The organism is Streptococcus oralis (genome assembly GCF_015561235.1).
In the GTDB taxonomy this organism is placed as follows: domain Bacteria; phylum Bacillota; class Bacilli; order Lactobacillales; family Streptococcaceae; genus Streptococcus; species Streptococcus oralis_BK.
Map to the genome: position 1 here is coordinate 1 of NZ_JADMTC010000004.1, position 16,326 is coordinate 16,326.

At 38.9% G+C, this 16,326-nt stretch carries 15 protein-coding genes, 6 tRNA genes and 1 pseudogene; 14 read left to right on the forward strand and 8 right to left on the reverse strand.

Annotated elements, in window-relative coordinates; all coding sequences use genetic code 11:
* Window position 1 precedes the first annotated feature (1 nt).
* The 6 genes from I2H52_RS08850 to I2H52_RS08875 all read left to right on the forward strand — a co-directional run bounded on the left by I2H52_RS08850 (window position 2) and on the right by I2H52_RS08875 (window position 519).
* Window positions 2-74 (forward strand) — tRNA-Phe (locus I2H52_RS08850).
* A 17-nt stretch (window positions 75-91) separates the two neighbouring features.
* Window positions 92-172, forward strand: a tRNA-Tyr gene (locus I2H52_RS08855).
* 11 nt (window positions 173-183) lie between these two features.
* Window positions 184-254 (forward strand) — tRNA-Trp (locus tag I2H52_RS08860).
* A 14-nt stretch (window positions 255-268) separates the two neighbouring features.
* A tRNA-His gene (locus tag I2H52_RS08865) sits at window positions 269-341 on the forward strand.
* Between the two features lie 13 nt (window positions 342-354).
* Window positions 355-426: transfer RNA gene (locus I2H52_RS08870), tRNA-Gln, on the forward strand.
* Between the two features lie 9 nt (window positions 427-435).
* Window positions 436-519, forward strand: a tRNA-Leu gene (locus tag I2H52_RS08875).
* A 74-nt stretch (window positions 520-593) separates the two neighbouring features.
* Here the strand turns inward: I2H52_RS08875 and I2H52_RS08880 are convergent.
* From I2H52_RS08880 to I2H52_RS08900, 5 genes and pseudogenes are all read right to left on the reverse strand, one after another.
* A pseudogene (locus I2H52_RS08880) lies at window positions 594-1,725 on the reverse strand (tyrosine-type recombinase/integrase).
* Window positions 1,726-1,728: 3 nt separating this feature from the next.
* Window positions 1,729-1,923: a DUF3173 domain-containing protein gene (locus I2H52_RS08885; protein ID WP_000598356.1), complete on the reverse strand. Its 195-nt coding sequence runs from the start codon at window positions 1,921-1,923 to the stop codon at window positions 1,729-1,731.
* Between the two features lie 59 nt (window positions 1,924-1,982).
* Window positions 1,983-2,369, reverse strand: a complete 387-nt coding sequence (locus I2H52_RS08890) for a hypothetical protein (protein ID WP_001096844.1) — start codon at window positions 2,367-2,369, stop codon at window positions 1,983-1,985.
* A 2-nt stretch (window positions 2,370-2,371) separates the two neighbouring features.
* Window positions 2,372-3,568, reverse strand: a complete 1,197-nt coding sequence (locus tag I2H52_RS08895; RefSeq protein WP_195595049.1) for a replication initiation factor domain-containing protein — start codon at window positions 3,566-3,568, stop codon at window positions 2,372-2,374.
* A gap of 40 nt (window positions 3,569-3,608) precedes the next feature.
* Entirely contained in the window at window positions 3,609-4,082 is a 474-nt protein-coding gene (locus I2H52_RS08900) for a hypothetical protein (protein WP_000182279.1), read from the reverse strand.
* Between the two features lie 319 nt (window positions 4,083-4,401).
* Here I2H52_RS08900 and I2H52_RS08905 point away from each other — a divergent pair, with 319 nt between their 5' ends.
* Window positions 4,402-4,848: a helix-turn-helix transcriptional regulator gene (locus I2H52_RS08905; RefSeq protein ID WP_000287814.1), complete on the forward strand. Its 447-nt coding sequence runs from the start codon at window positions 4,402-4,404 to the stop codon at window positions 4,846-4,848.
* 163 nt (window positions 4,849-5,011) lie between these two features.
* On the opposite strand, the gene I2H52_RS08910 is transcribed toward I2H52_RS08905, so the two are convergent.
* Window positions 5,012-5,338 carry a DMT family transporter gene (locus I2H52_RS08910; RefSeq protein WP_049505554.1) on the reverse strand — a complete coding sequence of 109 codons (327 nt, stop codon included), beginning with the start codon at window positions 5,336-5,338 and terminating at the stop codon, window positions 5,012-5,014.
* 172 nt (window positions 5,339-5,510) lie between these two features.
* Between I2H52_RS08910 and I2H52_RS08915 the strand changes: the two genes are divergently transcribed.
* The gene (locus I2H52_RS08915; RefSeq protein ID WP_009732039.1) at window positions 5,511-5,909 is read left to right on the forward strand and encodes a hypothetical protein; all 399 of its coding nucleotides are present in this window, start codon (window positions 5,511-5,513) and stop codon (window positions 5,907-5,909) included.
* Window positions 5,910-6,222: 313 nt separating this feature from the next.
* A complete protein-coding gene (locus I2H52_RS08920; protein WP_195595050.1) occupies window positions 6,223-7,497 on the forward strand; it encodes a gamma-glutamylcysteine synthetase in 1,275 nt (424 codons plus the stop codon).
* 246 nt (window positions 7,498-7,743) lie between these two features.
* Here the strand turns inward: I2H52_RS08920 and I2H52_RS08925 are convergent, their stop codons facing one another.
* Window positions 7,744-8,910: an IS30 family transposase gene (locus I2H52_RS08925; RefSeq protein WP_195595051.1), complete on the reverse strand. Its 1,167-nt coding sequence runs from the start codon at window positions 8,908-8,910 to the stop codon at window positions 7,744-7,746.
* A 208-nt stretch (window positions 8,911-9,118) separates the two neighbouring features.
* Here I2H52_RS08925 and thrC point away from each other — a divergent pair, with 208 nt between their 5' ends.
* The 4 genes from thrC (at window position 9,119) to I2H52_RS08945 (ending at window position 13,960) form a co-directional block, all read left to right on the forward strand.
* Window positions 9,119-10,603 carry a threonine synthase gene (gene thrC, locus I2H52_RS08930; RefSeq protein ID WP_195595052.1) on the forward strand — a complete coding sequence of 495 codons (1,485 nt, stop codon included), beginning with the start codon at window positions 9,119-9,121 and terminating at the stop codon, window positions 10,601-10,603.
* A gap of 60 nt (window positions 10,604-10,663) precedes the next feature.
* The gene (locus tag I2H52_RS08935; RefSeq protein WP_195595053.1) at window positions 10,664-11,944 is read left to right on the forward strand and encodes an MATE family efflux transporter; all 1,281 of its coding nucleotides are present in this window, start codon (window positions 10,664-10,666) and stop codon (window positions 11,942-11,944) included.
* A gap of 3 nt (window positions 11,945-11,947) precedes the next feature.
* Entirely contained in the window at window positions 11,948-12,571 is a 624-nt protein-coding gene (locus I2H52_RS08940; protein WP_195595054.1) for an HAD family hydrolase, read from the forward strand.
* A gap of 162 nt (window positions 12,572-12,733) precedes the next feature.
* Window positions 12,734-13,960: a LysM peptidoglycan-binding domain-containing protein gene (locus tag I2H52_RS08945; protein WP_195595055.1), complete on the forward strand. Its 1,227-nt coding sequence runs from the start codon at window positions 12,734-12,736 to the stop codon at window positions 13,958-13,960.
* A gap of 180 nt (window positions 13,961-14,140) precedes the next feature.
* Here I2H52_RS08945 and I2H52_RS08950 read toward each other — a convergent pair whose 3' ends face one another.
* Window positions 14,141-14,998 carry a DUF975 family protein gene (locus I2H52_RS08950; RefSeq protein ID WP_000876903.1) on the reverse strand — a complete coding sequence of 286 codons (858 nt, stop codon included), beginning with the start codon at window positions 14,996-14,998 and terminating at the stop codon, window positions 14,141-14,143.
* Window positions 14,999-15,114: 116 nt separating this feature from the next.
* On the opposite strand from I2H52_RS08950, the gene tgt reads away from it, so the two are divergent.
* Window positions 15,115-16,257, forward strand: a complete 1,143-nt coding sequence (gene tgt / locus I2H52_RS08955) for a tRNA guanosine(34) transglycosylase Tgt (RefSeq protein WP_001285238.1) — start codon at window positions 15,115-15,117, stop codon at window positions 16,255-16,257.
* The last annotated feature ends 69 nt before the right edge of the window (window positions 16,258-16,326 follow it).

A 16,326-nucleotide genomic window follows, 5' to 3' on the forward strand; every position in this document is an offset into this window, starting at 1 on the left:
TGGCTCGGTAGCTCAGTTGGTAGAGCAATGGATTGAAGCTCCATGTGTCGGCGGTTCGATTCCGTCTCGCGCCATATTTTATTTATAACTTGGAAGGGTAGCGAAGAGGCTAAACGCGGCGGACTGTAAATCCGCTCCTTCGGGTTCGGGGGTTCGAATCCCTCCCCTTCCATTACTTTAGTTACGGGCATAGTTTAAAGGTAGAACTAAGGTCTCCAAAACCTTCAGTGTGGGTTCAATTCCTACTGCCCGTGTTAATATGATTATGGCGGGTGTGGTGAAGTGGTTAACACACCAGATTGTGGCTCTGGCATGCGTGGGTTCGATCCCCATCACTCGCCTATTTTATATTATTGGGGTATAGCCAAGCGGTAAGGCAAGGGACTTTGACTCCCTCATGCGTTGGTTCGAATCCAGCTACCCCAGTTACTATTTGCCGGCGTGGCGGAATTGGCAGACGCGCTGGACTCAAAATCCAGTGTCCGCAAGGACGTGCCGGTTCGACCCCGGCCGCCGGTATAGTAATAAAGACAAGGTTTTCGGACCTTGTCTTTTTTTCTTTGTTGTATGTCGAGTTACCAATTTTTTCCATTTTAAAATAAATCATCAAGTTTATTAGCCAATATTTTCTGTTTGCTAGGGTACAAATGAGAATAAGTATCAATTGTTGTTGTTATAGATGCATGTCCTAATCTTTCTTTGACAACAAGATAATCTTCTCCTTGATTTATTAGTAATGATGCATGAGAGTGTCTCAAATCATGAATTCTTATTTTCTTTAAATCTTTATCCCTTTCTAGTATTTGCTTAAACTTCTTATCAATCATATTTTTTGTAATAGTTATTGGTGTACTCTGTATTATTTGTAGTTCGTCAGTATTTTTGGTAAATTCCTTAAGTTTTTTTTTGTTTTTCTTTCCAATCTTTTAGCATTTCTGCTAATTTCTGATTGATTGTTATATTTCTAGTTCCTGATCGTGTTTTTGTTGTATTAATGTAGCTTGTATTACTTACAAAGTATACCGTTTTGGTAACGAAAAATGTATTTGTTAAAAGATTTATATCATTCCAGTTCAATGCGAGTATTTCTCCCATTCTCATCCCAGTAAAGAAAGCAATCACGAAAAACAGGTCATAGCTTATTTCATCATCTCGAATAAGTTCTCTAAATCTCGTGAATTCTTCTATGCTCCAAAATTTGATATTAGGCTTCCTAATTGGTAATTTTCTCAGATTCTCAACAGGATTTTTATCAATAAGGGATTTTCTTATACCAGTATCAAAAATTTTTTTAAGTAGAATTAAGACTTTATTAATTGTATTATAACTTAAAGTTTCATTTTCATTTTGTTTTTTAGGCTTTGTTTTTAGGTATTCACGAAATTCGAATATATGGTCATACGTTAATTTATTTAAATTTGTATTTTTAAAATAAGGCTTAATATGACGCTCATAATTGTTTCTTTGTGTACTTGTATAGCTTATTTTTCTGCCATTTTTCAAATCGTCTTCTTCAAGCAACTGGAATAACATATCTGTTGTTACTACAAAGTCAAATTGTTTTTCTTTTAATTCTACAACTCGAATATGTTGTTCCAGTTCTAGTGCTTCCTTTTTAGATTTTAATCCTTTTCGAATGATACGTATTCTTTTTTGTGTGACTGGGTGGAAACCATTAGAAACATCAACGGTCCATTTACCACTTTTAGTTTTACGAATAGTCATTCATTATGCTTCTTTCTGGAGTTCAATTCCTAGTAGTTCTTCAGCGACACTGGCTGGAATAGTACCAATCCGTTTGTTATCGTAGATATTAAAACCACGATTCACTAATAGTAATTTGCCAGTATGGATAATCTTTCTTGCAGTTCCTGGAGCAAATCCAAGTTCGATAAGGTCATCTTTTGTTACAGTTTTAATCATGTGATCTCCTTTTCTAATTAAATTAAGTAAGGGGAGGATTAACTCCCCTTGTTTGATACTTATTTTTGTTTTACATCTACTAAATGGATAGCATCCGCCTTGTAATACATCGTTGAACTAATCATAGTGGCTTGTAAATTGTCAAATGTAACTGGTACTTGATCCATTGCTTGGATATAGTCATTATCGACTAAAGCTTCTGGATTGTCTACTGAGACTTGGGTTGATTTCTTTTTGAATTGTCCATCCTTAATCGTTACATTGTATTTCCAACCAATGATTTTATCGGTATTAAAACGTCTTTCGCTACCATCTCGGTTTTTGATAATTTCTCCGTTTGCATCTGCTCGGACTTCTGTTTCAAATTTTGGAATAACTTCATCCAATTCAAATTTTGTTCCAATGTTATTAAAATTCCAGTCATTTTGTGAAAGCATTTTTGCCATAGTTAATTTCTCCTTTTGATATTTTCTTTGATTGTAGGGATTAAATCCTCTCTTTGAAAGAGAATTGCCCTTTCTATTAATCCACTTGCTAAATCTGGTGGATATTTCATATTGTTGAGTGCGAGATAGTTAGATTTCTCATACTCATGCAGTAAATTATTGTCGTATAGAAATTTATAAGCTTTTAGAATAGCCCCTGAACCTTTATAGGTAAACCATTCTAATTTTTGTTCTAGTTCTGTTTTTGGTTTTGGAATAATGATAGAGACAGGTTTTGAGTGACCTAAAAACTTTTCCCAAGTTCTCAAAGGTTTTGAGAAATGGCTATCACTATAGAATCTCACTTTTTCTTTGAGATATCCCTTGGTAAAGTTGAGAAGTTCTATTTCTGAATGCAACCATTCTTGAATGAAGTAGTGAGCTTTTTCTTTCCTAAGTTCTAACTCAGTTCTTATCCAATTTTCTATATACCGCTTGCTGATGCCGAGCTTCTCAGCTCGTTCTAAGCGTTTATCATAAATTCTAAGTCTTTCATCATCATTGGGTTTTCTCAAATATAAGGTCTGGCCGATTGTTTCATCTCCGTAGGTATTGTAGTAGGTGCTTTTTCCATATATAAAGCGTTTCTTCTGACAAATCTTTAGAAGCTGATTAGGAGTGAAATAGGGTGTTTCATTAAAATCATCTATTGCAATATCAATTCGTCTTACTGAAAAATGATTGTAATTGTAGTAGAGGTTGTTCAAAAACTGTCTTTCGGACAGACTATTTGGATCTAATACCATATCTCTATAGAACTCGAGTGCCTGTCCTGACATGACAAGCATGTAGGACGACTCTTTCGCTCCATAGTAGATACGGATATTCCCATAATGAAGCTGGCTATCATAGTTATAGTATTTAAGGCTCCCTTTATTCTCAATAAATAGGTCATAGTCAAGAAATAGAATGTCTTCGATTATTTCTCTTGGCGAAAATTCAGTCTTATCAAACTGAATTTGAATCCAGTCAAATACAGAACGTAAATGTTCATTTTTTGCCATAGATTTTGATTCAACTTTTTGCTTAATTTTGCCACCCTTAAAATCTCCGAAACCCTTGGAAATACTGAATTCTTTCGATGGTACACCTAACTTGCAGAGGGTGGTGTTACTACACACCCTATCGGTCAAAAATGGTCCGTCCGCATCTACGCTCATTTTCGGCTTTCTGCCTCATGGCTCAGCCGAAAACTCGCTATTAGCCGAACCTATTTTTTGACCTCTTGTTAACAAACCCTAGTAAGCCGGTTTGCATCGACTCTTCAATATCTTGGATTTTCTTTTTTAGGTTGGAATTCTCAATTTTTATCAGTCGCATTTCTCGCTTAAATTCCTGTTTTAAGGCGCTCAGTTCATCGTAGAGCTCATCTATTACTTGGTTTAGGGATTCATGTTCATTGTCTGCTAGACTCCCAAATACGGCTTGTATAGCCTCTTTTAGACCTATTTCAAGTTTTAGTTTAGCTAACTTTTGAAATTGTCTAAGGTCTTCGTCTGTAAAATCATAGGCAACTGTATAACTTAATTGATGAGTTCTGGGATTTCTACTGATAGGAACTTTAATTTTCTTAAATTCCTTGCCACTTATCTCTTTAATCAGTTGAATCCAATTTTTAAGAGTAGAGGTAGAGTTTAGGCCAGAAATTTGATTGACTAACTCTTTATTGGTCATCTTTTTGTGAAACCTCCGAAATTTTCTTGTGCAACTGAAGAGTTTTCTGTGGTATAATTGTTACATAATATGTTTTGATCTTGGAACGAACGGCACATTTGTTTCAAGATTTTTTATTTTGTCGAATCCTACCTCCTTTATTAAAATTTTTTAAATCGACTACTAGTTACATACGCTTTTACCTCCTTTTATGCTATAATATTCTCAATGGAATATTCAATCTCAAAATAAATATTCCTTATGGAATAATTCTATTTTATACCGTTTAGAATATTTTGTCAAGCTAAAATATACGAATAAGAATATCTATAGGAGAATTATGTATACAGAGGATTATAAATTTTCAGAGAGGTTAAAAACTCTCAGAAAATCAAAAAAGTTAACTCAAGTACAAATATCGGAATTAATTGGAGTTCAACAAGGGACATATTCTCGGTGGGAGAATGGAACGTTAGAACCAGGATTAGAATTCGTTGTGAAATTAGCAAATATCTTTGGGACTACTACAGATTATTTGCTGGGACAAAAACCTTATTCAATTATCAGTAGTTTACCTCTAGAACAATTAGATCTTACCAATATTGCAAACTTTTCAAAGGATGAGTTTGATATTTTGAAACATTCAATAGCAGTTTCGGTGGCAAGAAATAAAATAAAGGCAACAGAACTAAAAGATAGAGTTATAGAAAAAAATCAGTTGTCAGAAAAAGATGCAGAACTTTTGAATAAGATTTTTGAAGAAGTTAAAACTTATTGGGAAAATTAGGAGGACGCTAGTCTTCAAAATTCCCTCCCAAAATGTGTCCAAAATATTGACAGAATTCTAGCTTTTCATTATAGTTCTTATGGAACTTTTTTTCTACAACAAAATAGGCTCCATAATATCCATAGGGGATTTACCCACTACAAATAGTATAGAGCCGGTTTTATTAATGTCCTGCATTTCCTAATAAGTTAACCATGACAACACCAATGATAATCAAAATTAAACCGATAATGCTATAAACATTTAGTGTTTCTTTGAAAATCATTACTGAGATAGAGGCTATCAAAACTAAACCGACAGCTGACCATGTTGCATAAGCTATTCCTACAGGAATTTTTTGCATTGCTAGTGATAAGAAATAGAAACAAACGCCATAGCTAAGTAGGGCAGAAACGGTTGGAATAGGCTTTGTAAAACCGTCTGATAATTTCAAAAGGTTAGTTCCCAATATCTCTCCTACAATGGCGATAAAAAGATAAAAGTATGACATGTCTTTAACCTCCTATATGTCATGTTTTTGCTCTAAGAGCTATTATAGCTATCCGTTTTTTATAAATCTTGGCACAAGTCATGAGAATTTGTAGTAAAACTGTGGCAGACACTTTTTCAGAACCAATAGCTGATAAGTTTAGTATATCATAAGATAAATTAAAAAAAAAGTCTTGATTTATTTCAATGTCTTGCGTGGTCTCGATTTTACTGGTAAAATTACTTTTAAGAACTTTAAAAAAGAGGTTTCTATATTTGACAAAACAATGACTTGTTGTCCCGAATGTGGGCATCCTTTGGAGAAAAAATTTTTAAAAGATGAGGGAGATATTCCTTATTGTTCACAATGTGCGAGTTTTCGTTTTCCAGTCTTTAATACAGCAATTAGTGCGATTTTATTTAATGAAAAACATGATAAGATTCTCTTGATTAAGCAATATGACATGGCTGAGCATATTTTGCTAGCTGGTTATGTGTCTAATGATATTCACAACCAATTTCTACAATCATTAAAGGCAATTAATTTAGCCTCTCTTATTACGGATATGGGTAATAAAATTGCACAAAACTAGTCCAAAACTCTTTTTAATAAGGAGTATACTTTCTAGCATTTTATAGTTACTAAAAAGTATCTAAACTTTGGAAGTGATACTAAGTTTTAAAAAATATTATGGAAAAAAAGCTTATAAAATCAATATTTCTGAGATTTAAAACTAATAATATTAGACTCAAAATCCAGTGTCCGCAAGGACGTGCCGGTTCGACCCCGGCCGCCGGTATAGTATAGCGTTAGGAACGTAGTTAATCTTCGTTCCTTTTTTATATTATTTTTGCTATAATAATAGTTATTCAAATTTTATTTAGATTATGAAAGTGTAGGGAAGTATGTCTCGTTCTATCGATTTATTAAAACATCGGTATTTGAAAAATATTAAAGAAAACCCTGAATTGTTTGTTGGGATTGAGCTGGAATATCCTGTTGTAAACTTGGAAGGGGATGCTACAGATGTTGAAGTTATCAAACACTTATTCCGATATTTAGTTTATGCTTTGGATTTTACTGTCGAAAAGGTAGATGATTTTGGAACTCCTATTCAGTTAGTGGACCCAGTAAGTCAGGATACTATTTTATTTGAAGTTTCCTATACTACAATTGAGTTTGCATTTGGTAAGGCTGAAACGATACAAGAAGTTGAAGAACGTTTTAATATTTATATGGAGGCAATCCAGAAGAAGTTAGCTGAATCAAATCATGCTATTGTTGGCTGTGGTATCCATCCCAACTGGGATAAAAATGAGAATTGTCCAGTGGCTTATTCACGGTATCGCATGCTGATGGACTATTTGAATTTGAGTAGAAATGTGACTAAATCAGACATGCATCATTTCCCTGAATATGGCGCTTTTATCTGTGGGAGTCAGGTACAGTTGGATGTTTCAAAGTCTAACTACTTACGGGTGATTAATGCTTTTACTCAAATTGAAGCGGCTAAGGCTTATTTACTTGCCAATTCTGAGTTTTCAGGTGAGAATTGGGATACGAAAATTTCAAGGGATATTTTCTGGGAAGAATCGATGCATGGTATATATCCAGAGAATGTTGGTGTCAATGCTAGGCTCTTTAAAGATGAGGATGATTTTTTTGATTATCTAGATCATTCTGCAATTTTTACTGCGGAACGCGATGGGCAAACCTATTATTTTTATCCGATTCAGGCAAGGGACTATTTGGCTACAACTGAAATCCAAGCATATGCTCTTAATGGGGATGAGATTCTTATTTACCCTCAAGAGAAAGATTTTGAAACTCATCGTAGTTATCAGTACCAAGACTTAACGACTCGAGGAACAGTTGAGTTTCGTAGTGTGTGTACTCAGCCTCTAGAGAGAACCTTCGCTTCTGCAGCTTTTCACTTAGGATTGTTGGTTAATTTAGATAAGTTAGAAGCTTACTTAGAAACAGCGCCTTTCTTTAAAGAATTTGGGCGAAATTACAAGTTTTTAAGACGACAATTTTCTAAGAAAAAGCTTACAGATGAGGAAGAAACTGCGATTATTGAATTTTCCAAACACATACTCCTGCTAGCTTGGGAAGGACTGGAGATGAGAAATAAGCAAGAAACAAGCTATTTACAGCCTTTGAAAGAAGAATTGGGCTAAATTCCCAAACTAACTTCCACCGTTAATCCAAGTGGAAGTTAGTCTGATAAAAATCGTAAAAACCAGTGGAAATCCGTGTCAGGGTAAGTTCCACTGGTTTTACTAATACTTGATTTCATCGTTTTTGTAGCCAAAATGAATAGAAAAAAGAGCGCACAAAATCCCCTCATCTGAAAGCGTTTCAGATTAAGTTCCGCTATGGTGGAAGTTAGTGTGAGACGTTTGAATGCGGTTAAAGGTTAGTTTTTAGAACTTATGTTGGAGTAATTTAGACGACTGACAGACGTCTTCTGCAGGTATTTTAGAAATACCTAGAAGTTTAGGAATCTCTTCTCCGTAAGTAAAGGCAAAGAGTTCATAGGCTGACTTTCCATTCAAAGCAGCACGTTTGACACTGTTGACATGCGAACAAACGAGATTGATGTCCTCTTGAGTTAAGTTGTCAAAAGAAGTTTCCTTAGGTAGAATGTCGCGAATCAGCGTGTGATTTTTCTCAATTCTCCCTTTCTGGTCAGAGCGATTAGGGTCACAAAAGAAGAGTTTACTCTCTCCTCGCACATCCATTTCGATGTCATCAACCCTGGCAAACTCTCCACCATTATCTGTCAGGATGACAGGGAAGAGTTGGAAGAAATCTTTGTCCGCTTGGTGAAGAGTGTTCTTGATGTCATAGAGGTGTTTGGTAACCTCAAGGGTAGTTTTATTATCCAGAAGTCTAGCGAAGATAAAGTTACAGAAAGACAGGTTGAAGGTGAGTAGGACTTTACCTCCCATCCTGCCCATAACGGTGTCCATTTCCAGCCAAGAGTTCAGTTGCTTAAGAGCCAAATAATTTTGGAAATCCTCATAGGAACGGCCTTTTTTAGCTTCTTTAGGGATGGAAGGTAGCTTACTTTTCCGTCTTTCTTTGAATTTAACGGCTCTGGCTAGGTCAATAGGAGCGATAGATAGGTATCCTTTTCGGATGTGTCGATAGACGGTTGAGGAGCTGACATCAAGGTTGTGAGTTTTGAGGATATGATAGATGTGTTGGCCCTTTTTAACACCATCAGAAATGACTTTGTCCATGTCCCAGAAGGTCTTGGAATTGAGAGGAGTTCCTTCACGAGCTTCGATAAGAGTTTGTTCGTACTGTTTTTGAGCTTGCTTAGCGAGGTAGAAAATCTTCTTATAGCCACAATTTTGTCTTCTTTTAGGGCAGACGTTACAGACAAAGGGAGCTTTGTCGAGTAGAGGGCAAGGAAGGTTATGGCATGTAGACTCTCGGATTTGTCTGTTTCGTTTGACTTCTTTAGAAACAGTAGTCGGGTCTTTTAGAATGGATTGTCCAATAGCTTTGAAGGTTTCACTGCGCTCTAAGCCTAATTGGATATCATTACGGTCTGAAAGGGTAAGGTGTTTATGTTTTGTCATAGTGAGCCTCATTTCTAACTCAAACGTCTCACACTTAATTCCACCATAAAAATCCGTTTTAGACTAATTTCCACTTTGGTCAGGCAAGTGGAAGTTACTTTGAGAAGTTACGAAAGAAGAATTGGGCCTATAATTTCTCTTATAAAAGGAGAATTTTCTGAAAAATCATGATATAATGGATGAGACTATAGATAAAGGATAGAGAGTAATGACATTAGTTTATCAATCAACGCGTGATGCCAACAATACAGTAACTGCTAGCCAAGCTATTTTGCAAGGTTTGGCGACGGATGGTGGTTTGTTTACACCGCTTACTTATCCAAAGGTAGATTTGGACTTTGACAAATTGAAAGATGCTTCTTACCAGGAAGTTGCTAAGTTAGTTTTGTCAGCATTTTTAGATGACTTTACAGCTGAGGAGTTGGACTACTGTATCAACAATGCCTACGATAGCAAGTTTGATACTCCAGCTATCGCACCATTAGTGAAATTAGACGGGCAATACAATCTGGAGCTTTTCCATGGTTCAACAATTGCCTTTAAGGATATGGCCTTGTCTATTTTGCCATACTTTATGACAACAGCTGCTAAGAAACATGGCTTGGAGAACAAGATTGTCATCTTAACAGCGACATCTGGTGATACTGGAAAAGCTGCTATGGCAGGGTTTGCGGATGTTCCTGGTACTGAGATTATCGTCTTTTATCCAAAGGATGGTGTTAGCAAGGTACAAGAGTTGCAAATGACCACTCAGACTGGCGACAATACTCATGTTATTGCTATTGATGGTAACTTTGACGATGCGCAAACTAATGTCAAACATATGTTTAACGATGTAGCCCTTCGTGAAAGATTGGCTGCTAACAAGTTGCAATTTTCATCAGCAAACTCTATGAACATTGGTCGTCTGGTGCCACAGATTGTCTACTATGTTTATGCCTACGCTCAGCTTGTTAAAACTGGTGAGATTGTGGCTGGTGGTAAGGTCAACTTCACAGTACCAACAGGAAACTTTGGAAATATCTTGGCTGCCTTTTATGCTAAGCAAATTGGTCTACCAGTTGGCAAATTAATCTGTGCTTCAAATGATAACAATGTTTTGACAGACTTCTTCAAGACACGTGTTTACGACAAGAAACGTGAGTTTAAAGTCACAACTAGTCCATCTATGGATATTTTGGTATCTTCAAACTTGGAGCGTTTGATTTTCCATCTTTTAGGTAATGATGCGGTTAAAACAGCTGAACTCATGAATGCCTTGAACAAGCAAGGACAATATGAGTTGACAGACTTTGATGCAGAGATTCTTAATCTCTTTGCAGCTGAATATGCGACTGAGGAAGAAACAGCGGCAGAAATCAAGCGTGTTTATGAGTCAGATTCTTATATAGAGGATCCACATACGGCGGTTGCCTCGGCAGTTTATAAGAAATACCAAGCGGCTACTGGCGATGTGACTAAGACAGTGATTGCTTCAACAGCGAGTCCATACAAGTTCCCAGTGGTTGCAGTAGAAGCTGTAACTGGAAAATCAGGGCTTGGCGACTTTGAAGCCTTGGCTCAATTACATGATATTTCAGGAGTGGCAGTGCCGCCAGCAGTTGACGGGCTTGAAACAGCTCCTGTTCGTCATAAGACAACTGTTGTAGCAACAGACATGCAAGTAGCGGTTGAGGCTTATCTAGGACTTTAAGACAGAGGGAGTAAACTCGGTTGGGAAACCAACTGAGTTTCTTTTCATCAGGAGGAAGGATTGTTTAAGAAAAATAAAGACATTCTTAATATTGCCTTACCAGCTATGGGCGAAAACTTTTTGCAGATGCTCATGGGGATGGTGGATAGTTACTTGGTAGCCCACTTGGGCTTGATAGCTATTTCGGGTGTATCAGTAGCTGGCAATATTATCACGATTTACCAGGCGATTTTCATCGCTCTGGGAGCTGCTATTTCCAGTGTTATTTCAAAAAGTTTGGGGCAGAAGGATCAATCTATGGTATCCTATCATGTGACTGAGGCGTTGAAGATTACCTTACTATTAAGTTTCCTTTTAGGATTTTTGTCCATCTTCGCTGGTAAAGAGATGATAAGATTTTTGGGGACGGAGAGAGATGTAGCTGAGAGTGGTGGACTCTACCTATCTTTGGTGGGCGGATCGATTGTTCTCTTAGGTTTAATGACTAGTCTGGGAGCCTTGATTCGTGCAACGCATAATCCACGTTTGCCCCTCTATGTTAGTTTTTTATCCAATGCCTTGAATATTCTTTTTTCAAGTCTAGCTATTTTTGTTCTGGATATGGGGATAGCTGGTGTTGCTTGGGGGACAATTCTGTCTCGTTTGGTAGGTCTTGTGATTTTATGGTCGCAATTAAAGTTGCCTTTTGAGAAACCGACTTTTGGTTTAGATAAGGAGCTATTGACCTTAGCTTTGCCAGCAGCTGGAGAGCGGCTCATGATGCGGGCTGGCGATGTCGTGATCATTGCCTTGGTCGTTTCTTTTGGAACGGAGGCAGTGGCGGGAAATGCGGTCGGAGAAGTCTTGACCCAGTTTAACTACATGCCTGCCTTTGGCGTGGCTACGGCAACGGTCATGCTGGTGGCCCGAGCAGTTGGAGAGAATAATTGGAAAAGAGTCGCTAGTTTGAGCAAACAAACCTTTTGGCTTTCTCTGATTCTCATGTTATCCTTGACCTTCAGTATCTATGCTTTGGGTGTACCACTAACTCATCTCTATACGACTGATTCTCTAGCGGTGGAGGCTAGTGTTCTAGTGACACTTTTTTCACTACTTGGTACTCCTATGACGATAGGAACAGTCATCTATACAGCAGTCTGGCAGGGGTTGGGCAATGCTCGGCTTCCCTTTTATGCGACAAGTATAGGAATGTGGTGTATCCGCATTGGAACAGGATATCTGATGGGGATTGTGCTTGGTTGGGGCTTGCCCGGTATTTGGGCCGGAACCCTTTTGGATAATGGTTTTCGATGGTTATTTCTACGCTATCGTTACCAGCGCTATATGAGCTTGAAAGGATAGGAAATGCAAAAAACAGCTTTTATTTGGGATTTAGACGGGACTTTATTGGATTCTTACGAAGCGATTTTATCAGGGATTGAGGAAACTTTTGCTCAGTTTTCTATTCCTTATGATAAGGAGCAGGTGAGGGAGTTTATTCTCAAGTATTCGGTGCAAGATTTGCTTGTGCGGGTGGCAGAAGATAGAAATCTGGATGTGGAAGTGCTCAATCAAGTGCGTGCACAGAGTCTGGCTGAGAAGAATGCTCAGGTAGTTTTGATGCCAGGTGCGCGTGAGGTGTTGAATTGGGCAGACCAAGCAGGAATTCAGCAGTTTGTTTACACTCATAAGGGAGACAATGCTCTTACCATTCTCAGAGATTTGGATTTGGAATCTTATTTTACAGAGATTTTAACAAGTCAGAGTGGCTTTGCGCGTAAACCTAGTTCAGAAGCGGCTACCTATCTGTTAGACAAGTATCAGTTGGATTCTGAGAAGACCTATTATATAGGGGATCGGACGCTGGATGTGGAATTTGCCCAGAATAGTGGGATTCAAAGTATCAACTTTTTAGAGTCGACTTATGAAGGAAATCACAGGATTCAAGCGTTAGCAGATATTTCCCATTTTTTTAAGGCTGAGAGATAAAAAGATTGTGTCAGTTTTGTGACAGAGACCTAACAAACTATTTCAAGTAACCGAGTTTGTTACAAGGAATAGACAGTTCTGTTAAATAGGCCCGAGAGGGCTTTTTTTCTGCATTTTTTGTGTTATCATAGACAGGTACTCATTTGAAAGGAATTTGAAAGAATGAAGAAAAGAATATTATTAGCCTCAACGGTAGCCTTGTCATTTGCCCCAGTATTGGCAACTCAAGCAGAAGAAGTTCTTTGGACTGCACGTAGTGTTGAGCAAATTCAAAATGATTTGACTAAAATGGATAACAAAACAAGTTATACTGTTCAGTATGGTGATACCTTGAGCACAATTGCAGAAGCCTTGGGTGTAGATGTCACAGTTCTTGCGAATTTGAATAAAATTACCAATATGGACTTGATTTTCCCAGATACTGTTCTCACTACAACTGTCAATGAGGAAGAAGAAGTGACGGAAGTTGAAATCCAAACTCCTCAAACAGATGCTAGTGAAGAAGTGACGACTGCGACAGCTGATTTGACGACGAATCAAGTGACAGTTGATGAACAAACAGTTCAAGTGGAAGATCTTTCTCAACCAATTGAGGAAGCTCCAACTGCAACAGAGACTGAAAAACCAGCAGAAGTAGCGCCAAGTTCAGAAGTTTCTGAGACAGCGACAGTTGCTGAAGAGAAACCATCTACAGAAACACCAGTAGCTGAAGAAACAGCAGAAACGACTCCAGCGGCAGCACCAGTAGCAGAAACACCAGTAGCAGAAACAACTAGTCCAGTTGAAGAAGCTCCAAAAGTGGCGACTCCAGCGACCGAAGAAACGGCAGCAACAACTCCAGCAGAAGCACCAGTAGCAGCTGCGCCGGCAACTGAAACGCCTGCTGATACAACAGGAACAAGTGCAGCAGAAGAAACAGCAGCATCAACAGCAACTTCTGACACTGTAACTTCGACTTATCAAGCAGAGCAAAGCCAAACTCCTTCAAGAACGTATTCAGCTCCAGCGGCTCCTGACTATGCAGGACTTGCTGTAGCTAAGTCTGAGAATGCTGGTCTTCAACCACAAACTGCAGCCTTTAAAGAAGAAGTAGCCAACTTATTTGGGATTACATCCTTTAGTGGCTACCGTCCTGGTGACAGTGGGGACCATGGTAAAGGTTTGGCCATCGACTTCATGGTTCCAGTGAGTTCAGCACTCGGGGATCAAATTGCAGAATATGCAGTCAAAAATATGGCTAGCCGTGGTATCAACTACATCATCTGGAAACAACGTTTCTACGCTCCATATGATAGTAAATATGGACCAGCCTACACGTGGAATCCAATGCCAGACCGTGGCAGCGTAACCGAAAACCACTATGACCACGTTCACGTTTCAATGAACTAATCATTAAAATGGAAGTTGGGAACTGATTGAGTTCTCGCTTCTTTTTTGTGTGTCATTCCTTCAGGGTAAACAAGAAGATTATTCTGAAGCAAGGTGGGCCCACTATTTTGACTCTGCTGAGTATGTTACTTTTGAAATAAGAAAACCAGCGTCCTGAACGATGCTGGTTTTTGTATGCTCTTATCCATTTCGACGTTTACGGGCTAGTAGGGCTCTGTAAAAGAAGATATGATTGTTTTGGATATAGGGAAGGATTGAAAAACTAGCAATTCCAAAAGTAATCCAATTGAGGAAGTACCAAGGAAGTAGTTGTAAATCGAGGACAAAGCGTTGAAATTTGTAACCTTTCACCAAGAAACGACTGGTTTTCAGGATTTGACTGGGTTTAGCCTGCCCTAAATCTAGAGTGTCGCAGAGGAGGAATTCTACCTGCGAGTAGGCGTAATGTTGCGGGATATAGAGGGCATTTCCTACAATCATCAAGATGAGGCTCGCAAAAAAGTAGAGCCCAAAGGTCATAAGGAATTGCTCGTTTTCAATAGATGAGAGGTCTAGTTTTGGAAACTCAGGATGTAGGGCAACAAATCTTCTAGCCAAGAGATTGCTATAAAAGAGGAAATAAATGCCTACTAAGTTTGGAATGCTCCATAAAAAGAGGTAGAAACGTTTGAGGAGCAGAGTTAGGAAGGTTTGCGAGAAGCGCTCTTCAGCAAAGAGGGCCAGGCTTGATTTTACTGAGAGTTCCGTATCAGGATCCTTGAGGAGTCGGAGTGTCGCAAAGGCAGCACCTACTAGAAAAATCGTGCTCATAAAAGAAACTACTAGCGGGAAGAGATAGGCTTGGAGAACTTGTGCCAGCATGCTGAAAAAGGATTGCTCTAAAACACTTTCTTGGAGACGAGCCAAGGGGTTGAGAAAGCCTGACAAGATAACCAGTATGCTAGGTAAGAGATAGACCAGAAAGAGGCGGGGATTTTCAGCCTGAAATTGCCTAGCCTGCAGACGAATAGTTTTTAAATCAATTTTTGGGTATTTCATTCTCTCATTATACCATAGTTCGTGACAGTTCCAGCTTTTTTTGATAAAATCATACAGTATGCCTTTGGGCGCAAAGTATGAACTGGGACTGTTTTTCCCAGCTTCGGAGGTAAAAAATGTCAGATTCACCAATCAAATACCGTTTGATTAAGAAAGAGAAACACACAGGAGCTCGTCTGGGAGAAATCATCACGCCGCACGGTACCTTCCCGACACCTATGTTTATGCCAGTTGGGACCCAAGCCACGGTCAAGACTCAATCACCAGAGGAGTTGAAGGAGATGGGTTCAGGGATTATCCTGTCAAACACCTATCACTTGTGGCTCCGTCCAGGAGACGAACTCATCGCACGCGCAGGCGGTCTCCACAAGTTCATGAACTGGGATCAGCCCATCTTGACGGATAGTGGTGGTTTTCAGGTTTATTCTCTAGCGGATAGTCGAAATATCACAGAAGAAGGAGTAACCTTTAAAAACCATCTCAATGGTTCCAAGATGTTCCTATCGCCAGAAAAGGCCATCTCTATCCAGAACAATCTGGGCTCAGACATCATGATGTCCTTTGACGAATGTCCTCAGTTTTACCAACCCTATGATTACGTTAAGAAATCAATCGAACGTACCAGCCGTTGGGCTGAGCGTGGTTTGAAGGCTCACCGTCGTCCGCATGACCAAGGCTTGTTTGGGATTGTGCAGGGGGCAGGATTTGAAGACCTTCGCCGTCAGTCAGCTCATGACCTTGTCAGCATGGATTTCCCAGGTTACTCTATCGGTGGCTTAGCAGTGGGGGAAACCCACGAAGAGATGAATGCAGTCTTGGACTTCACAACCCAACTTCTTCCTGAAAACAAACCTCGCTATTTGATGGGTGTGGGAGCGCCAGATAGCTTGATTGATGGTGTGATTCGTGGTGTGGATATGTTTGACTGTGTCTTGCCGACTCGTATCGCTCGTAACGGAACTTGTATGACCAGCCGAGGACGTTTGGTTGTCAAAAATGCCCAATTCGCTGAGGACTTTACGCCACTGGATCCTGAGTGTGATTGCTACACATGTAAGAACTATACACGCGCTTATCTTCGCCACCTACTCAAGGCAGACGAAACCTTTGGTATCCGCTTGACTAGTTACCACAATCTCTACTTCTTGCTCAATCTGATGAAGCAAGTGCGTCAAGCCATCATGGATGACAATCTCTTGGAATTTCGTGAGTATTTTGTAGAAAAATATGGCTACAACAAGTCAGGGCGCAATTTCTAAAGTGTAAAAATAGAATGCCAAAATCCTAAGTTTTCTCTTAGGATTTTTCCTATTTTTTTGATAGAATAG

Bases quoted from the DNA above. Each gene is read 5' to 3' on its own strand.
- I2H52_RS08885 (WP_000598356.1), bottom strand. From the start codon at position 1,923: ATGATTAAAACTGTAACAAAAGATGACCTTATCGAACTTGGATTTGCT.
- I2H52_RS08890 (WP_001096844.1), bottom strand. From the start codon at position 2,369: ATGGCAAAAATGCTTTCACAAAATGACTGGAATTTTAATAACATTGGA.
- I2H52_RS08895 (WP_195595049.1), bottom strand. From the start codon at position 3,568: ATGAGCGTAGATGCGGACGGACCATTTTTGACCGATAGGGTGTGTAGT.
- I2H52_RS08900 (WP_000182279.1), bottom strand. From the start codon at position 4,082: ATGACCAATAAAGAGTTAGTCAATCAAATTTCTGGCCTAAACTCTACC.
- I2H52_RS08905 (WP_000287814.1), top strand. From the start codon at position 4,402: ATGTATACAGAGGATTATAAATTTTCAGAGAGGTTAAAAACTCTCAGA.
- I2H52_RS08910 (WP_049505554.1), bottom strand. From the start codon at position 5,338: ATGTCATACTTTTATCTTTTTATCGCCATTGTAGGAGAGATATTGGGA.
- I2H52_RS08920 (WP_195595050.1), top strand. From the start codon at position 6,223: ATGTCTCGTTCTATCGATTTATTAAAACATCGGTATTTGAAAAATATT.
- I2H52_RS08925 (WP_195595051.1), bottom strand. From the start codon at position 8,910: ATGACAAAACATAAACACCTTACCCTTTCAGACCGTAATGATATCCAA.
- thrC (WP_195595052.1), top strand. From the start codon at position 9,119: ATGACATTAGTTTATCAATCAACGCGTGATGCCAACAATACAGTAACT.
- I2H52_RS08940 (WP_195595054.1), top strand. From the start codon at position 11,948: ATGCAAAAAACAGCTTTTATTTGGGATTTAGACGGGACTTTATTGGAT.
- I2H52_RS08945 (WP_195595055.1), top strand. From the start codon at position 12,734: ATGAAGAAAAGAATATTATTAGCCTCAACGGTAGCCTTGTCATTTGCC.
- I2H52_RS08950 (WP_000876903.1), bottom strand. From the start codon at position 14,998: ATGAAATACCCAAAAATTGATTTAAAAACTATTCGTCTGCAGGCTAGG.
- tgt (WP_001285238.1), top strand. From the start codon at position 15,115: ATGTCAGATTCACCAATCAAATACCGTTTGATTAAGAAAGAGAAACAC.